17 protein-coding genes are annotated in these 16,288 nt (G+C 65.0%); 6 read left to right on the top strand and 11 right to left on the bottom strand.

The features are described from left to right. Positions 1–146: 146 nt before the first annotated feature. Positions 147–1,523 carry an MFS transporter gene (locus QQ658_RS02915; protein WP_286026185.1) on the bottom strand — a complete coding sequence of 459 codons (1,377 nt, stop codon included), beginning with the start codon at positions 1,521–1,523 and terminating at the stop codon, positions 147–149. Positions 1,524–1,740: 217 nt separating this feature from the next. Here QQ658_RS02915 and QQ658_RS02910 point away from each other — a divergent pair, with 217 nt between their 5' ends. Continuing rightward, positions 1,741–2,004 (top strand): DUF3039 domain-containing protein, encoded by a 264-nt coding sequence (locus QQ658_RS02910; protein ID WP_286026184.1) that lies wholly within the window; start codon positions 1,741–1,743, stop codon positions 2,002–2,004. A 185-nt stretch (positions 2,005–2,189) separates the two neighbouring features. Here the strand turns inward: QQ658_RS02910 and ahcY are convergent, their stop codons facing one another. The 5 genes from ahcY to QQ658_RS02885 form a co-directional block, all read right to left on the bottom strand. Further along, the gene (gene ahcY / locus QQ658_RS02905; RefSeq protein ID WP_286026183.1) at positions 2,190–3,578 is read right to left on the bottom strand and encodes an adenosylhomocysteinase; all 1,389 of its coding nucleotides are present in this window, start codon (positions 3,576–3,578) and stop codon (positions 2,190–2,192) included. Positions 3,579–3,694: 116 nt separating this feature from the next. Then, positions 3,695–4,705: an SIS domain-containing protein gene (locus tag QQ658_RS02900; RefSeq protein WP_286026182.1), complete on the bottom strand. Its 1,011-nt coding sequence runs from the start codon at positions 4,703–4,705 to the stop codon at positions 3,695–3,697. Between the two features lie 5 nt (positions 4,706–4,710). Further along, positions 4,711–4,914: a Trm112 family protein gene (locus QQ658_RS02895; protein WP_286026181.1), complete on the bottom strand. Its 204-nt coding sequence runs from the start codon at positions 4,912–4,914 to the stop codon at positions 4,711–4,713. A gap of 4 nt (positions 4,915–4,918) precedes the next feature. Next, a complete protein-coding gene (locus QQ658_RS02890; RefSeq protein WP_286027019.1) occupies positions 4,919–5,674 on the bottom strand; it encodes an HAD-IIB family hydrolase in 756 nt (251 codons plus the stop codon). A 58-nt stretch (positions 5,675–5,732) separates the two neighbouring features. Beyond that, on the bottom strand, positions 5,733–6,104 hold the full coding sequence (locus tag QQ658_RS02885) for a DUF3499 domain-containing protein (protein ID WP_286027018.1): 372 nt from the start codon (positions 6,102–6,104) through the stop codon (positions 5,733–5,735). 142 nt (positions 6,105–6,246) lie between these two features. Between QQ658_RS02885 and QQ658_RS02880 the strand changes: the two genes are divergently transcribed. Further along, positions 6,247–6,681 carry a metallopeptidase family protein gene (locus tag QQ658_RS02880; protein ID WP_286026180.1) on the top strand — a complete coding sequence of 145 codons (435 nt, stop codon included), beginning with the start codon at positions 6,247–6,249 and terminating at the stop codon, positions 6,679–6,681. A 139-nt stretch (positions 6,682–6,820) separates the two neighbouring features. Here the strand turns inward: QQ658_RS02880 and QQ658_RS02875 are convergent, their stop codons facing one another. From QQ658_RS02875 to QQ658_RS02865, 3 genes are all read right to left on the bottom strand, one after another. Beyond that, positions 6,821–7,087 (bottom strand): WhiB family transcriptional regulator, encoded by a 267-nt coding sequence (locus tag QQ658_RS02875; RefSeq protein ID WP_286026179.1) that lies wholly within the window; start codon positions 7,085–7,087, stop codon positions 6,821–6,823. 326 nt (positions 7,088–7,413) lie between these two features. Continuing rightward, on the bottom strand, positions 7,414–8,187 hold the full coding sequence (locus QQ658_RS02870) for a hypothetical protein (protein ID WP_286026178.1): 774 nt from the start codon (positions 8,185–8,187) through the stop codon (positions 7,414–7,416). A 169-nt stretch (positions 8,188–8,356) separates the two neighbouring features. Further along, on the bottom strand, positions 8,357–9,433 hold the full coding sequence (locus QQ658_RS02865) for a mannose-1-phosphate guanylyltransferase (RefSeq protein ID WP_286026177.1): 1,077 nt from the start codon (positions 9,431–9,433) through the stop codon (positions 8,357–8,359). Positions 9,434–9,514: 81 nt separating this feature from the next. Between QQ658_RS02865 and QQ658_RS02860 the strand changes: the two genes are divergently transcribed. The 4 genes from QQ658_RS02860 (at position 9,515) to QQ658_RS02845 (ending at position 13,800) form a co-directional block, all read left to right on the top strand. After that, on the top strand, positions 9,515–10,267 hold the full coding sequence (locus tag QQ658_RS02860; RefSeq protein ID WP_286026176.1) for a TIGR03089 family protein: 753 nt from the start codon (positions 9,515–9,517) through the stop codon (positions 10,265–10,267). A 1-nt stretch (position 10,268) separates the two neighbouring features. Then, positions 10,269–11,513, top strand: a complete 1,245-nt coding sequence (locus tag QQ658_RS02855) for an LCP family protein (protein ID WP_286026175.1) — start codon at positions 10,269–10,271, stop codon at positions 11,511–11,513. Between the two features lie 206 nt (positions 11,514–11,719). Further along, complete coding sequence (locus QQ658_RS02850) at positions 11,720–12,601, top strand: ABC transporter ATP-binding protein (protein WP_286026174.1); 882 nt, start codon at positions 11,720–11,722, stop codon at positions 12,599–12,601. Continuing rightward, positions 12,598–13,800: an ABC transporter permease gene (locus QQ658_RS02845; RefSeq protein WP_286026173.1), complete on the top strand. Its 1,203-nt coding sequence runs from the start codon at positions 12,598–12,600 to the stop codon at positions 13,798–13,800. The genes QQ658_RS02850 and QQ658_RS02845 overlap by 4 nt, the downstream gene beginning before the upstream one ends. Before the next feature lie 135 nt (positions 13,801–13,935). Here QQ658_RS02845 and QQ658_RS02840 read toward each other — a convergent pair whose 3' ends face one another. Together QQ658_RS02840 and QQ658_RS02835 are read right to left on the bottom strand one after the other, a co-directional pair. Further along, a complete protein-coding gene (locus tag QQ658_RS02840; protein WP_286026172.1) occupies positions 13,936–15,675 on the bottom strand; it encodes a hypothetical protein in 1,740 nt (579 codons plus the stop codon). Then, positions 15,675–16,247, bottom strand: coding sequence for a CueP family metal-binding protein (locus QQ658_RS02835; protein ID WP_286026171.1), 573 nt, complete (start codon positions 16,245–16,247; stop codon positions 15,675–15,677). The genes QQ658_RS02840 and QQ658_RS02835 overlap by 1 nt, the downstream gene beginning before the upstream one ends. Between the last annotated feature and the right edge of the window lie 41 nt (positions 16,248–16,288).

The raw sequence follows: 16,288 nt of genomic DNA, 5'->3' as shown, positions 1-16,288 counted from the left end.
GGCCTGACCGGACGTGTTCAACACTCTCGCTCCCCGACCAATGGGGCGGCGCACATCCCATTGGAGCACATGTCGGCCGGTGCTGGGCCGCTCACGCCGCAAACCACGACGGGGACGCACAGCAGGCGAAAACCGGCGGACTGGGCTCAGCCCACACCCGACGACTCGTTGCGGACCGGACCGATGCGCAGCGCCACCATCAAGGTCAAGATGCTCGCGATCAGACATAGCGCGTAGAGCGGCCCGAAAGTCGCCGCCGGCGACACCTTCTCGAACAGGGCGGCGAAGATGGTGCCTGCCAGCCCGGTGACCAAGGCGTTGCCGAGGCCCTCTCCGACCTGAAGCGACGAGGTATTGCGTCCGATCAGCCGGGGTTCGCTCAGCTGCATATTGATCAACGAGGTGCTGCTCACCACGAAGCCCATGCCCAGCCCCAGCATCACGAAGCCGACCGCGAAGAGCCACCAGGGCAGCACCAGCCAGGCAGCAACCGTCATCATCACCGTGGCGATGACCAGGCAGAGGCCGCCGAGCTGGACGATCTGATCGCGACGCATTTTCAGTCCGCTCCATGCCTGGACGAACGACCCGAGCGTCCATCCGGTGGCGCCCAGAGCCAGAAAGAACCCGGCGCCGCGCAATGAAAAGCCATAGAGCTGAGTGAGCACCACCGGAATGAAGCTCTCGCCCGCGAAGTAGGCCCCGGCGGCCAGGGTGCGCGTCCACATCGCCGAGGAAAGCCCTCCGGCGAATCGCATGAAACCGGGCGTCATCAACCTGGGCAACGCAACGACGAGGATCATCAGACCGACGGCTCCCAGACCCAGTGCGACGGCGTCCAGTTGTTGGCCCGCGAACTGAATCAACGCCGTGCCGCATGCGGCCAGCAGCGCCGCCCAGACCGGCACCGGGTTGGTCGCTTTGACCGGCTCGTGGCGCAGCTGCGGCAGCCTGGTCAACGGCCGCCACCCCATGGCCGCGACGATCACCAGGAGCGGCACGATGACCAGAAAAGCCCAGTGCCAGCTCCAGGTGGTGGTGATCCACGCGGAGACGGGCGGGCCGACGAAGCTCGGCAGCATCCAACAGAACGACAGGACGCTCATCATCCAGGCCCGCTGCGATTTGCCGTAGGCCTGCGCCACCACGACCATCATGGCCAGATTGAGGGCGCCACCGCCGAAGCCTTGCAGCGCGCGGAAACCGAGCAGCATCGGCATGTTGACCGACATTCCGGCGCCGAGCAAACCGCCGCCGAAAATCGCCATGCCGACCGCCAAGGGCAGCACCGGGCCGATACGGTCGACCAGCCGGCCGGCGAGCACGATCGCGAGCACCTGAGAGATCACGAACGCGGTGAACGCCCACGCGTACAGATCCAACCTGCCAAGGTCCCCGGCTGCGTCCGGCATCGCCGTCAAGGTGCCATATGCCTCAAATGCGACACAGAGAGTGCCGCCGATGATGGCGATGGTGAAGACGAGGGGCGGACTACCGATCTCCTCCGGGGTTGGTTGGCTCACCGATCCATCCTGCCATGGCATTCAAGAATGCAGCTGGTCCGGATCAGCACCGAGAGCAGCGAGAAAGTAGACACAGTTGGACCGGGCGCGGCGATCGCTTTCCCCCGGCTGCCGATGCGATGGAACCTGGTGCGGGCCCAGGCGTTCAAGCCGAGAGCAGAAAGCCGCACGCCCACCACCCGCTGAACCAGGAATCAAAGCGTGTCACACTTGAGGCATGAGTCAATTGGCGCCGGGGTCGGAAACCGTAACCAAGGAACGTGTCGAAGAACGCTATGAAGAAGGCGACGAGGAGCGGTTCAGCCACTATGTGCCGAAAGCCAAGCTGACCGAGGCGCAGGTGATGGGCACTCCGGTGGTCGCCCTGTGTGGAAAGGTGTGGGTGCCCACCCGCAACCCGGAGCGATTTCCCGTCTGCCCGATGTGCAAGGAGATCTGGGAATCGCTGAAGTCCGGCAAGGACAAGGGCAAGGATCGCTGATCGGGCACTCGCCCGCCCGGTCCATGGACGGGCAATACTGCAAAAGGCGCGACCACGCGGTGAACACCATGGTCGCGCCTTTCGTGCGCTGAGGCCCGTATGCAGTCAGGCCAGTACCGATAGTCAGGACGCTGCTTGGGCCGATAGTCGGAAGCCCTGGCCAGCATCAGCAGCTACGAGCCGGGTCAGTACCGGTAGCTGTCCGCCTTGAAGGGCCCCTCGACGGTGATGCCGAGGTAGTCGGCCTGCTTTTGGCTGAGGGTGCTCAGCTCGGCGCCCAAGGCATCCAGATGCAGCCGGGCAACTTCTTCGTCCAGCAGTTTCGGCAGCACGTGCACGCCCAGCGGGTAGGCGTCCCGGTTGCAGAACAGTTCTATCTGCGCGAGCACCTGATTCGCGAATGAGTTGCTCATCACAAAGCTGGGGTGCCCGGTGGCGTTGCCCAGGTTCAGCAGGCGTCCTTCCGATAGGACGAGCACTCCGTGCCCGTCGGGATAACGCCACAGATCAACCTGAGGCTTGATGGTGACCCGCTCGATGCCCGGCCACGATTCCAGCCCGGCCATGTCGATCTCGTTGTCGAAGTGGCCGATATTGCCCACCACCGCCTGGTGCTTCATCTTGGAGATCTGCTCGGCGCTGATCACATCGCAGCATCCGGTAGCGGTGATGAAGAGGTCGGCGCTTTCCACCACATCATCCAGCCGGACGACCTGGTAGCCGTCCATCGCGGCCTGCAGTGCGCAGATCGGGTCGATCTCGGTCACCAGCACCCGGGCGCCCTGGCCGCGCAGCGACTGCGCGCAGCCCTTGCCGACGTCGCCGTATCCGCAGACCACGGCCGTCTTGCCGCCGATCAGCATGTCCGTGCCGCGATTGATGCCGTCGATCAGCGAGTGCCGGATGCCATAGATGTTGTCGAACTTCTGCTTGGTCACCGAATCATTGACGTTGATGGCCGGGAAGCGCAGGGTTCCGGTCGCGGCCATCTGCACCAACCTGTGTACACCGGTGGTGGTCTCCTCGGTCACGCCGAGCAGACCTGCGGCGATGGCTTCCCAGTCCACGTCGGTGGTCGCACGCAGCTGGTTCAACAGGACGCCGAACTCGTGCGAATCCTCCGGGCCGGGCGTGGGCACGTCCGCCCCGAATTCGGCTCCCTTGTGCACCAGCAGGGTCGCGTCGCCACCGTCGTCCAGAATCATGGTGGGCAGTTCGCCGCCGGGCCAGCGGAAGATCTCGGTGGTGCACGCCCAGTAGTCCTCGAGGGTTTCGCCCTTCCAGGCGAAAACCGGGATGTCCGCTGCCGCGATCGCTGCCGCAGCATGATCCTGAGTCGAGAAGATGTTGCAGGACGCCCAGCGCACCTTCGCGCCCAACGCCACCAGGGTCTCGATCAGGACCGCGGTCTGCACCGTCATGTGAATCGAGCCGGCGATCCGCGCCCCGGCGAGTGGCTGTGCAGGGGCGTAGCGTTCCCGAACGGCCATCAGGCCCGGCATCTCATGCTCGGCGAGGGTGATCTCACGGCGGCCGAAGTCGGCCAGATCAATGTCAGCGACGCGATAATCCATGCTGAGCAGTCTAGAGGTTCGTCTCGTGCAAGGCCTATCGCCTCTCGTCCCCCAGAAGGCCTCACCTATTCAGCGACGACCCGCCGAACGTTAAAACACCCCACGAGACACAACAGCTAGCCCTCCAGCCCGATCTCCAGATACACCGCGCCATAGAGGCCCTGCATCAGCAAGGTGATGTACCGGTCGATCTCACTGCCCTGGCCGGCGCTGAGTTCGCAGACTCGTACCCCGGCCGCAACGGCCGCATCGCGTAAGGCATCCCCGGCTCGAGCGCTGGCCTCGTCGGCCTGTTCGTCGTCGAGGATGACCAGCACGCTGCGGCGTTCCTCACCATCGGTGAAGGGGTCGGCAAAGGTGTCGCGGGGCTTGGCGTGGCTCAGCACTTCCATGATCTCGCCGACCCCGGCCGACAGTGCGTGCCTGCCGGACGCCGCCCGGATTGCTTCGGCGAGTCTGCGGCTGGCCCTGGCAGCCAGCACCGACCCACCCCACAGCAGAGGGTCGGCGTCCGCGAGCCCGCAGGCCAGATCCTTCGCCGGATTGGACGAAAAGTCCCGATGCGGGCTCGATGCCTCGGCCACCATGTCCGCCGCTTCGGCCGCACTCTCGGTGGTGACCACGGGCCCCAGACCTGCCTCGTGCAGCCGCGCCAGGACGGCCACTGCCGCCGCCGTCGGATCCGCAGTGCGGGTCAGGACTCTGATCGCCCGAGCCGACGCCATCTCGGCCACAGGAGTGTTATCGGGCGCCGCCAGCATCACCTGGGAACCCCGCCTGGTCGCTTCCGCGACGGTCGCGACCAGTTCGGCGCCGGCGTAGGCCCCGGGCTCGCTCGCCAGCACCACTACCAGGTCCAGCGGCCCCACCCAGCCGGGCAGCCCTTGCAGTGGCCACGCGATCAACGGCACCGGGCACACCGGCTCCAGCACGGCGCGGATCAAACGTGCCTCCGCGCCCGCCACTATCACGCCGCGCGGGGTCATGGTCAAGTCGACGGGAACCCGCACATCCAACGCCTCACTGCGGATCCTCGCGCCCGCCATCGCCAGATAGCGCAGCTGCTCATCGTGGGCGGCCAGCACATCCGGGTCGTCCAGCCGGGCCTCATCGAATTCGCTGAACATCGCGGTCACCTCGTGCTGCGGGCCTGGTCGACCAGCAAAACCGGAATTCCGTCACGCACCGGATAGGCCAGCGCGCAGTCGGCATTCACGCAGATCAGTTCCGCTCGTTCGTAGTCGACGGCGAACCCGCTGTGACAGGCCGGGCAGGCGGCGATCTCCAGGAATTGCCTGGTCAGACCGAGTTCGTCCACAGAATTGTCGATATTCATCCGGCTAATCTCCCTTGGCTGACAGTTGCTCGATGAGCCCGCGTACATAGTGTTCGGTGTCGTCGGGGCCGCTCACCGCATGGCAGGGAACCCCCAGCTCCTTCACCGGATAGTCATTTCCGCCGGGCATCAGCCTGTCGCCGACGAAAAGCATCTCGGTGAGCGGAATGCCGGTCTGCCGCGCCAGGCTGTTCATGCCGTACGCCTTGTCGATACCGCGCCGGGTGACATCGATCGAGGTCGACCCTCCGGCGCGCACCTCGAGATCGGGCAGCTCGACCGCGACCGCGGTGCGTAGTCTCTCGCGCTTCGTCCCATCGGGATCCCACGCCTTCTTGTCGTCCACCCGGGCGGCCTGGCCCAACGCCGAATAGGTGATCTGAGATCCCCGGTCTTCGATGCGGGGGCCGGTGACCTTCTCGTCCGGTTCCCACAGCCCCAGCTGCTTGGCGCTGGTCTCGAGCGCGTCGATAGCCGCCTGCTTTTGCACCTGAGACAGCACGTGTGCATAGACCTCGTGCCACAAGCCCTCGTAGAACCGCAGATAGCGGGTACCGCAGGTCGGCATCAAATGCAGGTCGCCGAGGTTGGCGTCGGTGGGCAGTTGCGCCAGCACCTGTGTGTCGAATTGCTGAAACTGCCCTCCCGAGATGATGCACACCGCCGATACCGCGAGCAGGTCGGCGAGGGTGCGCGCCATCTCCGGGCTCAGCGGTGACTTCGATTCGGCCAGGGTGTCGTCCAGGTCGAACGCGACCATATTGATGTGGGCAGGCTGATTCACCCGGCCAGCTTACAAGCCCGGATCGTGGCTGTCTTCAGACGTTCCGCTGGGCGTCCTGAATCACCCGCAGGTGCCCTCGGCGTCCCAATTCGACCACGGACGACGGGTCGCCCGCCAGGTTGCTTGCCGGATTATCGGAGAAACCGACCTCGCGAACCGCATTCGCCAAGGCCAGCAGATCGTCCTCGTCCGGCTCGGGAACCAACGACTCCGGATCGGCCAGCCGGATGATTTCCCAGCCCTGCGGCGCAGTCATCTTGGATGCGTGAGTGGCGCACAGGTCGTAGCAGCCCGGGGTTGCCTGCAAAGCCAGCGGGCCCAGCACCGCAGTGGAGTCTGCGTACGCATATGTCAACGTTGCTACAGCCCGGCCTTTGCAGCCGCTACGCGTGCATTGCCTGTTCATCACGGTCCCCACGCTAACCTGTGGCGCGCGATGTGGCCAGATGGGCCGCGGTGGCGCGGCGCGTTTCTCAACCCGAGGTTCAGCTCTGAGCACGCTCGCGCGCATCGTGATCGTGATCGTGGGGACTGGCTAGAGTTTCGGTATGACTGACCGACGTGACCGGCATGGGCGGGGCATGCGTGGTCCGCTCGCGCTTCCCAATCCGCTCACCGGGGCACCGGTTCGTATCCCCGGTCATCTCAGCGCAGCGGAGTTCTTCGTTCAGGCCGTCACCGAATCTGTCTCCCGCCTGATGGAGACGGCACCCGATGCGCTCGTCGGGGTCGACATCGGTGTCGAGGACGTGCCGAGCGCGACCTTTGACTGGGCGTATCTCGATCGGGTTCCGCTGGCGGCGGCGATCGATGCGACCACCACCCGGCCGGCTCGTATCGTGATCTTCCGGCGGCCCTTGGAGCGCCGCGCCGCCGACCGGGAGGATCTCTACGATCTGGTGCATATCACCTTGGTGGAACAGCTTTCGGCGCTCACGGGGCGTTCCATGCACGACCTCGATCCCGAGGTGGACGACGACTGAATCGCATTCGATTGGATGGTGCTCGGGCTGGGCTGATCCGGACGGCGCGCTCGTTCGCCGCGCTGGGACCTCGTGAGCGTCCGGATAACTATCGGAAAGCCGGTCGAGTGCTCATCCCTCGCACGCGGCCGGTGACCAGCTATACGGCGCGCTTCTTCAGCTGGCGGCGTTCGCGCTCCGACAATCCTCCCCAGATGCCGAATCGCTCATCGTTCGCCAGGGCGTAGTCGAGGCATTCGGAGCGGACTTCGCAGTTCTGGCAGACCCGTTTGGCTTCGCGGGTGGAGCCGCCCTTCTCCGGGAAAAACGCCTCGGGGTCGGTTTGGGCGCACAAAGCCTGTTCCTGCCAAGCCAGCGCACCATCGTCACTTTCTTCGCTGTCGAAGAGTGCCTGCAACGGCTGCATTCTCACTCCTTCCGACTGGACCAACGGGACAAAACCTACATGCATGAAATTACACGCATGTGGTTTAGGGCGTGTCAAGATTGAAAACCTTAGCATCATGATTATTCTCAGCGCGAATCCTGATTCTGCCAGGATGAGTGCCGCAGCACTTACCAGCTTTGATGGAACCCTGTGCGGCACCGGTGTCGCACTTATGCAGGCCCTCCGCCCCGCACCGACGCGCCGAGTCAGAATCGCCGCGCGCTTGTGGGCGGCGCGACATTTGCGACCCTATTCACGACTGTGGCCGGATCCGCGCCGCCGTCGAAATTCGGATCCTTGCGGGATCACTCGGGACGCGGCGTAGGCGTCCAATCGGGTGCGGGACGCCCACTTTGCCCGGTTGGTGGGCGTTGAGAGTCGTCCGGAGGCCGGGTCTCGGACTGCGAGGCCGGCTGCTGCTCATCGCCGGACGGCAGGGCCTCGGCGGGTATTCCGCCTCGCGACCACAGTTGGCGAGGTTTCGCGGGCGCTGCCGGCGGTTCGGGGACCGCATCCGGGGTGGCGTGCAGTGCCGGCGGGGCCGCACCGGTAGCGGCGTCGCCCGCCCGGTTCCACTGCAGGCCGACCGCCTCGGGGGCATCCCAGGCCGGCCGCTGTCCGGATTCGGAGGTGGGCTCGCCGGCCTGTGCCGAGGTTGGGTCTGCCGAATCTGACGGTCTGTCCACCGGCCAGCGCAGCAGCCGCCATAGGGCGACCGAGCAGGCCGCCTTGACCAGGGTTTCGACCAGACCACCCAGAGTGGCCAGCCACGCGCCCACCCCGAAATCGCCGAACAGGCCCATGATCCAGAAAATCAGTGCCGCCGCCGTTGCGCCGCTCACCACGATTGCCGAGGCACGGATGAGCTGCGCGATCTTCGCCACCGGAGGATTGCTCAGCAGGCAGATCAGCACGAGCGCAACCGCAGTGAAGATCCAGACCAGGGAGACCGTGTCCGAGCCGGCCTGACGCGCAGCGTCCGCAATGTAGGTGCCGCCGCTCAGCAGGACAATGAAATAGACGACGGCGACGGCAACATAGACACAGATAACTGCCAGCACACCAATCGTTGCCGGCACCCGGAGTTTTTTCGCGTATTCGATCATGACTGTCCTGTTTTAAGCCCACCCTTATTTTAGGGACCCTCTCAATGATTATCGCTGCGTGGCGCGCTCATTCTTCGTCACGCTTCAAGTAGTGATCCCTCACCGGGCCGTGCTCCTCGCCTCGCTCGCCGGGCGGCCGGATTCACGCCAATTCTTCGGACGCCTCGGCCGCGACCCGGTCGGCCAATGCCTTGACCTGCTGACTGGCAGACAAAGAACCGGCCACGGTGGCGTCGGCGGTGTGCACGATGAACAGGTCGTGCACACCGACCACACCCAGCACCGTTCCCGGCCGGTTGTTGATCAGCAGATTTCCGGACGCATCGTCCGCGACGACCGTGCCCACGATGGCATTCCCGGAATCGTCATGATCCAGGACCTCGTGCAACGCAGCGAAGCTGCCGACGTCGGCCCAGTCGATCTGCAGGGCAACCGCAGCGATATGGGCGCTCGTCCGGCCGTGCGAGACCGGCTCCATGATGGCGTAATCGACGGAGATCTTGGTGAGCCGGGGATAGATGGCGTCCAGTTTGTCGGGATGGGTCGCGAGCTCGGTGACCTGCTCATAGGTTTGCGGCATCAGCACCCGCAATTGCTCCAGCAAAGTCTGCGCCCTCCAGACGAACATGCCGGCATTCCACCAGTAGCGTCCCGAGGCGAGGTAGTTCTCGGCGGTCGCCAGATCGGGCTTTTCCTTGAACTCGACGATCTCGCTCGCCGTTCCATAGCCGGGGATATCGGCGCCTCGCTGCAGGTATCCATAGCCGGTGTGCGGGCTGGTCGGGACGACCCCGAAGGCAACCAAAGCTGCCGGGTCGTCGGATGCCAGCCGGAAGCCGTCGTCCATCGCTTGCGCGAAGACATCGACGGGGGTGATCAACTGATCGGCGGTCACCACGGCCACCACAGCATCGGCATCGCGGCGCGCCAGCACCGCGGCAGGCCAGGCCACCGCGTTCAATGAGTCGCGGCCCTCCGGCTCGCCGAGAATATTCTCGGGGGCGAGATCGGGCAGCTGATGCGCCACGACATCGGCATAGGCCGCGCCGGCGCAGACCAGCACGTGATCGGCGGGCACCACCTGCCGCACCCGCTCATAGGCCAACTGCAACAAGCTTCTGCCCTCGAACAGCGGCAGCAACTGCTTGGGCTCACCCTGCCGGGACAGCGGCCATAGCCGCTTGCCAGAACCACCGGCCATGATCACTACGTAGCGCACACCGCTAATTTAGCCGAATCGCATCCGATGGGATCGTTCGGCCGGGCGCGCGAGGTCGCTCTCCTGCAATACCATGGACCAATGGCTTTACCCGCGAACACCTTGGAACCGGGCGACCTGTCGGCTGTGCTTGAACACCGGGTTGCCACGCTCGGCGCGGCTCCGCTGATCACGTGGTACGACCTCGGTGCCGGGTCGCGCACCGAGCTGTCGGGTAAGACGTTCGCGAACTGGGTCGACAAATCGGCGAACCTGCTGGTGTCGATGGATGTCGAAGATCTGCCGCGGGTCGCCAACACGCTCATCATCACCGATCCCGGGCACTGGGTGGGACTGGTGTGGACGATGGCGATCTGGCAGCTGGGTGGGCAGGTGGTCGCGTCGCCCCGTGAGCAGTTGGCCTCGATCGATCTTCTGGACGCCGCCGTCATCGGCCCGCAGACCCCGCATCCGGTCCCCGGGGTCGAGACCATCGCATGCTCCCTGCACCCCCTTGGCGCAGGGTTTGCGGATCGTCCGGCCGGAGTCACCGACTACGCGGAAGTACTCAGTCAGCCCGATGTGCATTGGCGCGTGGCGCCGGAGAGCCCGATCTGCTTCGAGGCGGGCGACTGCCAAAAGAATTGGGACGAGTTGACGGCGGTCCCACCGTCGAGCGAACGACAGTTGATCGTTCCCGGTGCAGATCCGTGGACGACCCTCTGCCAGACCTTGATAGCCCCGGTTCTGGGCGGGGGCTCCAGCGTGATAGCAGTCGGCGGAACGGTCGATCAACTCGACTCGCTGGCCACTCAGGAACGGGCGACGCTTAGTCGGCAGGCATACGCTGACTGACATGACTGACGACGGTGACCGGCAGGCAGACCTCGATTGGCTCTACGGCCGATCATCATCTGGCAACTCGTCTTCACCATCCGACAACGGCGATTCCACCCCGGCCGCCGACGATTCCGGACGTCCGCGGGTCTCTCCACCGTCCTATGACGTGTCCGAGTTCAACGCAAAGGTCGAGGCCGACGAATACGTCCACAGGCCAGAACCGGTAGCGGCGCCGCCCCGCCATCAGACCGGGTCCGGGCAGCCGGGGCGGTCCCCCGGCGGTCGGCACCAAGGTTCTCGAGCCGACCGACCCGGCCGCCCGCCGCGTCCAGCCAAGGTTCGCAGGCGCCATCGCTTCCGGCTCGGCCGCACCATACTCGTGCTGCTCATCGCGTTCGTCGTGTGGCTGGTGGCGGTACCGGTACATGCACTCAACAAGATGGGGTCGATCGAAGAGTCCACCGCCGAGATGGCGACCCAGCCCGGAACCGCGGTCTTGCTGGTCGGCTCCGACTCCAGGGAGGGCGTCGACGGAGCACGGGCCGACACCATGCTGATCCTCTATCGTCCCCTCAGGGGGCAGTCGGTGCTGATCAGCTTGCCCCGAGATTCCTACGTCACGATTCCCGGATACGGCGAAGACAAGCTGAACGCCGCCTACTCCTACGGCGGCGCCGCGCTGCTGGAGGACACCGTCGAGCAGGCCACAGGTGTGCAGCTCGACGGCTATCTGGAGATCGGTTTCGACGGGTTCACCGATCTGGTGGACGCGGTCGGCGGCATCGAGGTCTGCGTCGACGAGGCCGTGCAGGACGACTTTTCGGGCCTCGACCTGCCGGCCGGCTGCTCCGATATCGACGGAACCATGGCGCTCGCCTATGTGCGGATGCGTTATGCGGACCCGGAGGGCGACATCGGGCGGGCCAAGCGGCAACGCGAAGTGATCGGCAAGGTCGTCAAGAAGGCAGCGACCCCGGCCACCATCCTCAACCCGATCCGGTATTGGAACACCACCATGGCCGTTTCGGACATGCTCGCCAAAGGCGATCAGACCGGCATCGGTGATCTGGCCGGCGCCGGCTTGGCCTTGATGAGCGTGTCGGGCGACAGCGGCCTGTCGTTGGTGGTGCCGATCGCCAGCACCGAGGGCTGGACAGATGATGGCGCCTCGGTGGTGATGTGGGATGACGCGGCCGCGTCCGAGATGTTCGCTCAGATCGCGGCCGGCAACACCGACGGCCTGGAGCGCTTCACAAGCTAGGGCTATGGCGGCGCCCCCGCTAGTGACCCCCATGTTCCCGCCCCGGGACCTCACCATGGCATCTACTGATACGCGCGATATCGGCTATTTTCAGACGGGACGGCCATTCCATGACCGCGCCGAACATCCCGAATTGCGGAGGCTCTCAGGCCGGCGTTGTCTATCGTGGCAGCACGGCCGCACACCGACCGAGAGGAGCAATCCGCATGCTTGAGGTAGACCACCTGGTCCGAACCTTCGGCCAGCTGAGAGCCGTCGACGACATCTCCTTCACCGTGCCGGCGGGGCAGATGATCGGTTTCGTCGGCGGCAATGGCGCAGGCAAGACCACCACGATGCGCATGATCATGGGGCTGCTGGCGCCCGATGGCGGTGCCGTCAGGTGGGATGGCCGTCCGATAACTCAGAACGATCGTTCACGCTTCGGTTATATGCCCGAAGAACGTGGGCTGTACGCCAAGCAGCCGATAGGCCGGCAACTGATCTACCTGGCCAGGCTGAAGGGCATGAGCAGCCAGGCGGCCGAGGCCGAGGCGTCCGAATTGATGGAGCGTTTCGGGCTGGGCGACAGGCTGAAGGACAAACTCGAGAAGCTCAGCCTGGGCAACCAGCAGCGCGTCCAGATCGCGGCGGCGGTGATGGCACGCCCGATCGGATTGATCTTGGACGAGCCGTTCAGCGGCCTGGACCCGAAAGCCGTCGACCAGATGGCCGCACTGCTGGCCGAACGGGCCGCCGGCGGAGTGCCGGTGTTGTTCAGCAGCCATCAACTCGACCTGATCGACCGGCTTTGCGACGGCCTGGTGATCCTGGCAAATGGACGAGTGGTGGCCGCGGGCAGCAAGGACGAACTCGAATCACGCGGGCCCACCAGGCATCGGCTGGTCACCGACACCGACGCTTCCTGGGTACGCGACGTGCCGGGCCTGAGGGTGGACGAGGTCGCCGGCGGCACGGCCGTGATCGAGATCCTTGATCCCGGCGCCGCCGACGAACTGCTGGCTCAGGCACTTCAGCGTGGCCATGTCATCGAGTTCGCAAAGGTACGCCAGACCCTGTCCGAGATCTACCGGGAGGTGGCCTCATGACCCCGACCCCTGAATCGACAAACAACTCCGGACGCCGGCCGGCCTGGCTGCTCGTCACGATCCGCGAGATCGTGGTCAAGGTCACCGACAAAGCGTTCATCATCGGAACGTTGACCACCTTGGGCATCATCGTCGCCGGATTCGCGGTCGGTTTCCTGATCAGCGGGCGCGCCGACACCACCGATGTCGTCGTCACCACACCCGAAGCAGCCGCGGTCGCCACCGCGATGGACACCCAGCTGCAGCAGTCCGGCTCCGATGACGCCATCGTGGTCACCGAACTGGACAGCGCGGATCAAGCCACCTCGCAGGTGATGGCCGGGGACGCCGACGTCTATCTGCATCATGACGACTCCGGGTGGGTCACCACCTGGGAATCCGAGCCCGACGACACCTTCGTCAGCCAGCTGACCGAGACATTGCGCGCCCAGACGATCGCCGAGCTGGCCGAGCAGGCCGGCGTCACTACCGCGCAGGTCGAGGCGCAGACCCGGGTCGATGTCGACCTGCTGACCGTATCCAGCACAGCCGGCCCGGCCGCCTATATAGCCGCGGTGGTCTTCGGTGTGCTGTTCATGATGAGCTCGATGACCTACGGCATGCAGATCGCCACCTCGGTGATCGAGGAGAAACAATCTCGCATCGTCGAGATTCTCGTCGCGGTCATCCCGGTCCGCCAGTTGCTGGCCGGCAAAGTTATCGGCAATACGCTGATCGCCTTCGCACAGGTCCTTTTCCTGCTGGCCGCAGGGCTGATCGGCGTGGCCTTCACCCCGGCCCGGGATTTCCTCCCGGATTTCGTGACCGCGTCGGCCTGGTTCCTGATCTTCTTCCTGGCCGGCTTCTTGGCGCTCGCCTGCATCTGGGCAGCCGCCGGGGCACTGGGCACCCGAAGCGAAGACCTGAATCAGACCTCGACTCCGCTGATGTGGCTGATCATGGCGGTCTATCTCGCTGCCTTCGCCGCTTCGGGAACCGTCCGCATCGTGCTCAGCTTCGTACCCATCGTCTCGGCCGTGTTGATGCCGTCCCGGCTGCTCGAAGGCTCCGTCAGCTGGTGGGAGCCGCTGCTGGCGCTGGTGGCCAACCTGGTCTTCGCCGCCCTGATGGTGCTGCTAGGCGAGCGGATCTACCGCCGGGCGTTGCTGCGCACCGGTGGACGGCTGAATTGGCGGCAGGGTCTGACGCTCGCCGACTGAGGACGCAGCAATCGTCCGGTGCTCCACAGCACCACGTTGTGGCACCCCGAATATTCACGAGAAAAGGTGAACCCGGGCACCGAAACCGACGTTTCGCACGTTTAGCGCTCGGGCTTGCTTGAGGTGACTACTGCTTCAATTGCGCTCGGCCTTCCTCGAGGTGCCGATTGCCGAGCGCACCCGCAGCAGGCCGACCCCGATCGCCAGCAGCGAGATCAGGACGGCACTGATGATCGCGACAACCACGCTGTTCGAGATCGTCACCAGGCCGAGCACGGCGACAGCCATCACCAGGGTTGCCTCACGTACCTCCGCCAGCAGCTTGTGCCGACGGCTCGGACGCACCCGGACCGCTGCCAGCCGGTGTGGTCCGAGGTTCAGCTTGGTGCGGGTGGCGGAGTCCATCAACACCATCGGCAGATCGGGGTAGACGCCCAAAGCCGACTCGGGGGAAGCATAGAGCGCGTCCAATCCGCCCTCGCTGAGCGCCTCTCGGCGGAGCAGCACGTCCTCGGGAATCATGCCGACCCGCATCTGCGCCACGCCTACCTTGCCGTCGGGCCCGGGCATCCCCTCATAAACCACATGGTCGCCGTCCGACAGGCCCAGATACGTCATGATCACCGGATGCAGCAAGGTCAGATCGGTCTCCCCGTGGGAATGCTCGGCCGCCTGCACGCGAACCGTCGCATAACGCCGACCCACCAGCGCGTCGGCGAGAGGATCGTCCGGAACCGTCGCGGGTTCGATCGTCACCCACTCCTGCAGATCCAGGCCGAGACCATCTCGTAGGAGCTGGTCGACTTCGATCTCGTCGGGATCGATATCGGGGCTGACGATCAGCTTGCCGAGCACCCCCGGGCGTCCCAGACGCAGATTCGGCGCCGGCCTGAGCACCGCGTGCGACCCGAAGCCGGTCGCCCGGCTCGGGTGGACGAGAATGCAGTTCTCACCGTTGCGTTCGATGTCGTCACGAGTCGGCTGAATTCGCATCGCGTTCTCGATGTTCTCGGGCGCCACAAATCCGAGGGACGAGCTGTAGGTCACCCGCGAAGGGCTGTCTGATTCGTCCACGCCCTTCAACCGACGCCGGCCGATCAGGCCTGCTTCGGCGAGCCTGGCCACGAATTCATCTTGATGCTCGGGAATCTTCAGCCACTCCAGTACCTCGCTGGTGGGGCGTCCGAATTCGTCCGCGAATTGCGGAACCTGGGCCATCGTCTGATAGAAGTCCTGCTGGCTGCCCAGCCGGGTCGGCTCGCCCCCGATCTCGATCACGCCGGAATCGGCCTCGTAGACGTAGTAACTGGTGATGGGCTCCCCGCCGGGCATGTCGACGACCAGCGGATAGTCGGCCGAGGCCAGCCTGGTGCACGAATATCCGGGCTCGGTCGAATCCAGCGCGGCAAGCTGATCGTCGTCAAACCAGGACGCCCACAGCACGGTCTGTTCGCCCGGTGCGTGAATCGGGGTGGCCGGCACATAGCCGCGTGGCGCGACGAAGGGCATATAGCCGACGGCCAGGTTGCTGACCCTGCAACGCACGAACGGCAACGTCAGCGGGGTATTGAAACCACGCCGCCGGAACTTGTTGCGCATCACCTCGGGAGAGGCATTCGACCCCACCGCGAGCACGACGTGGCGTCCGCGCATCGGAGTCTGAGCGTGCGCGGCGAGGTAGCTGCTCAAGCCCTTGGTGTGATAGCCGTCCGACATCAACAACCGCGCCTTGCCGAGCCGGCGTCCGGTCATGATGGTCATCGGCAGATAGCCGTGGTCGTTGGTCGGGACCATCAACCCGTTGTCGCGGGGAGGCGACCACGGGTATGCGAGCGGGTCGAGATCGGATTCGATCGGAGCCTTGGCCAGGTCCATCAGGTTAGCTTCAAGGTTGTGATGCAGGTAGCGTCCTGGTCACCGGTCGAGAACGGGACGCTGCCCGTCTTGCCGTCCTGACTGATGGTGATGGTGCCCGAGCTCCCGGCCGGAACCCAGAAACCGACGAAACCGTTCGCGTAGGTGGTGACGTCCTCGTCGAGGATCACCGAGCCGTCGGCGCCGGTGACGTTGAGGTGCACGGGCTGATCGGCGAGTTCGCCTTGGCAGGTGCCGGTGTTATGGAAGAAGCAGTCGTGGGTGCGGCTGAGATAGGGCGCGACCGAGATGTAGAACTGGTCCGACGGCATCTCCAGGGAGACCTGCTCCTCGCCATCGCTGAGCAGCAACTCGGTCGGCTTGACCGACCCCATCAATTCGGTCGGGCGCTGCTCGTCGGATTGGTCGAGCTGTTCGACGATCTCGTCGGTGCTCAGTGAGGCGAGTCCGTAGCGCTCCAGCAGGCCGGACGCCGCGTCCGCGCTTTGCCCGCTGTTTGGTGACCCCGAGCACCCGCTCAATACCAGAACGAGAGCTAACAGGGAGACGATCAACCTGGCGGTTTTCTTCACTGGGGACCTTTCGATGTGCTCGTTGCTTCGCAATTCAACCT

Source organism: Propionimicrobium sp. PCR01-08-3 (assembly GCF_030286045.1).
Taxonomy (GTDB): domain Bacteria; phylum Actinomycetota; class Actinomycetes; order Propionibacteriales; family Propionibacteriaceae; genus Brooklawnia.
Note: the sequence above shows the minus strand (reverse complement) of the source record. Positions and strands in the feature narration are given on the sequence as shown.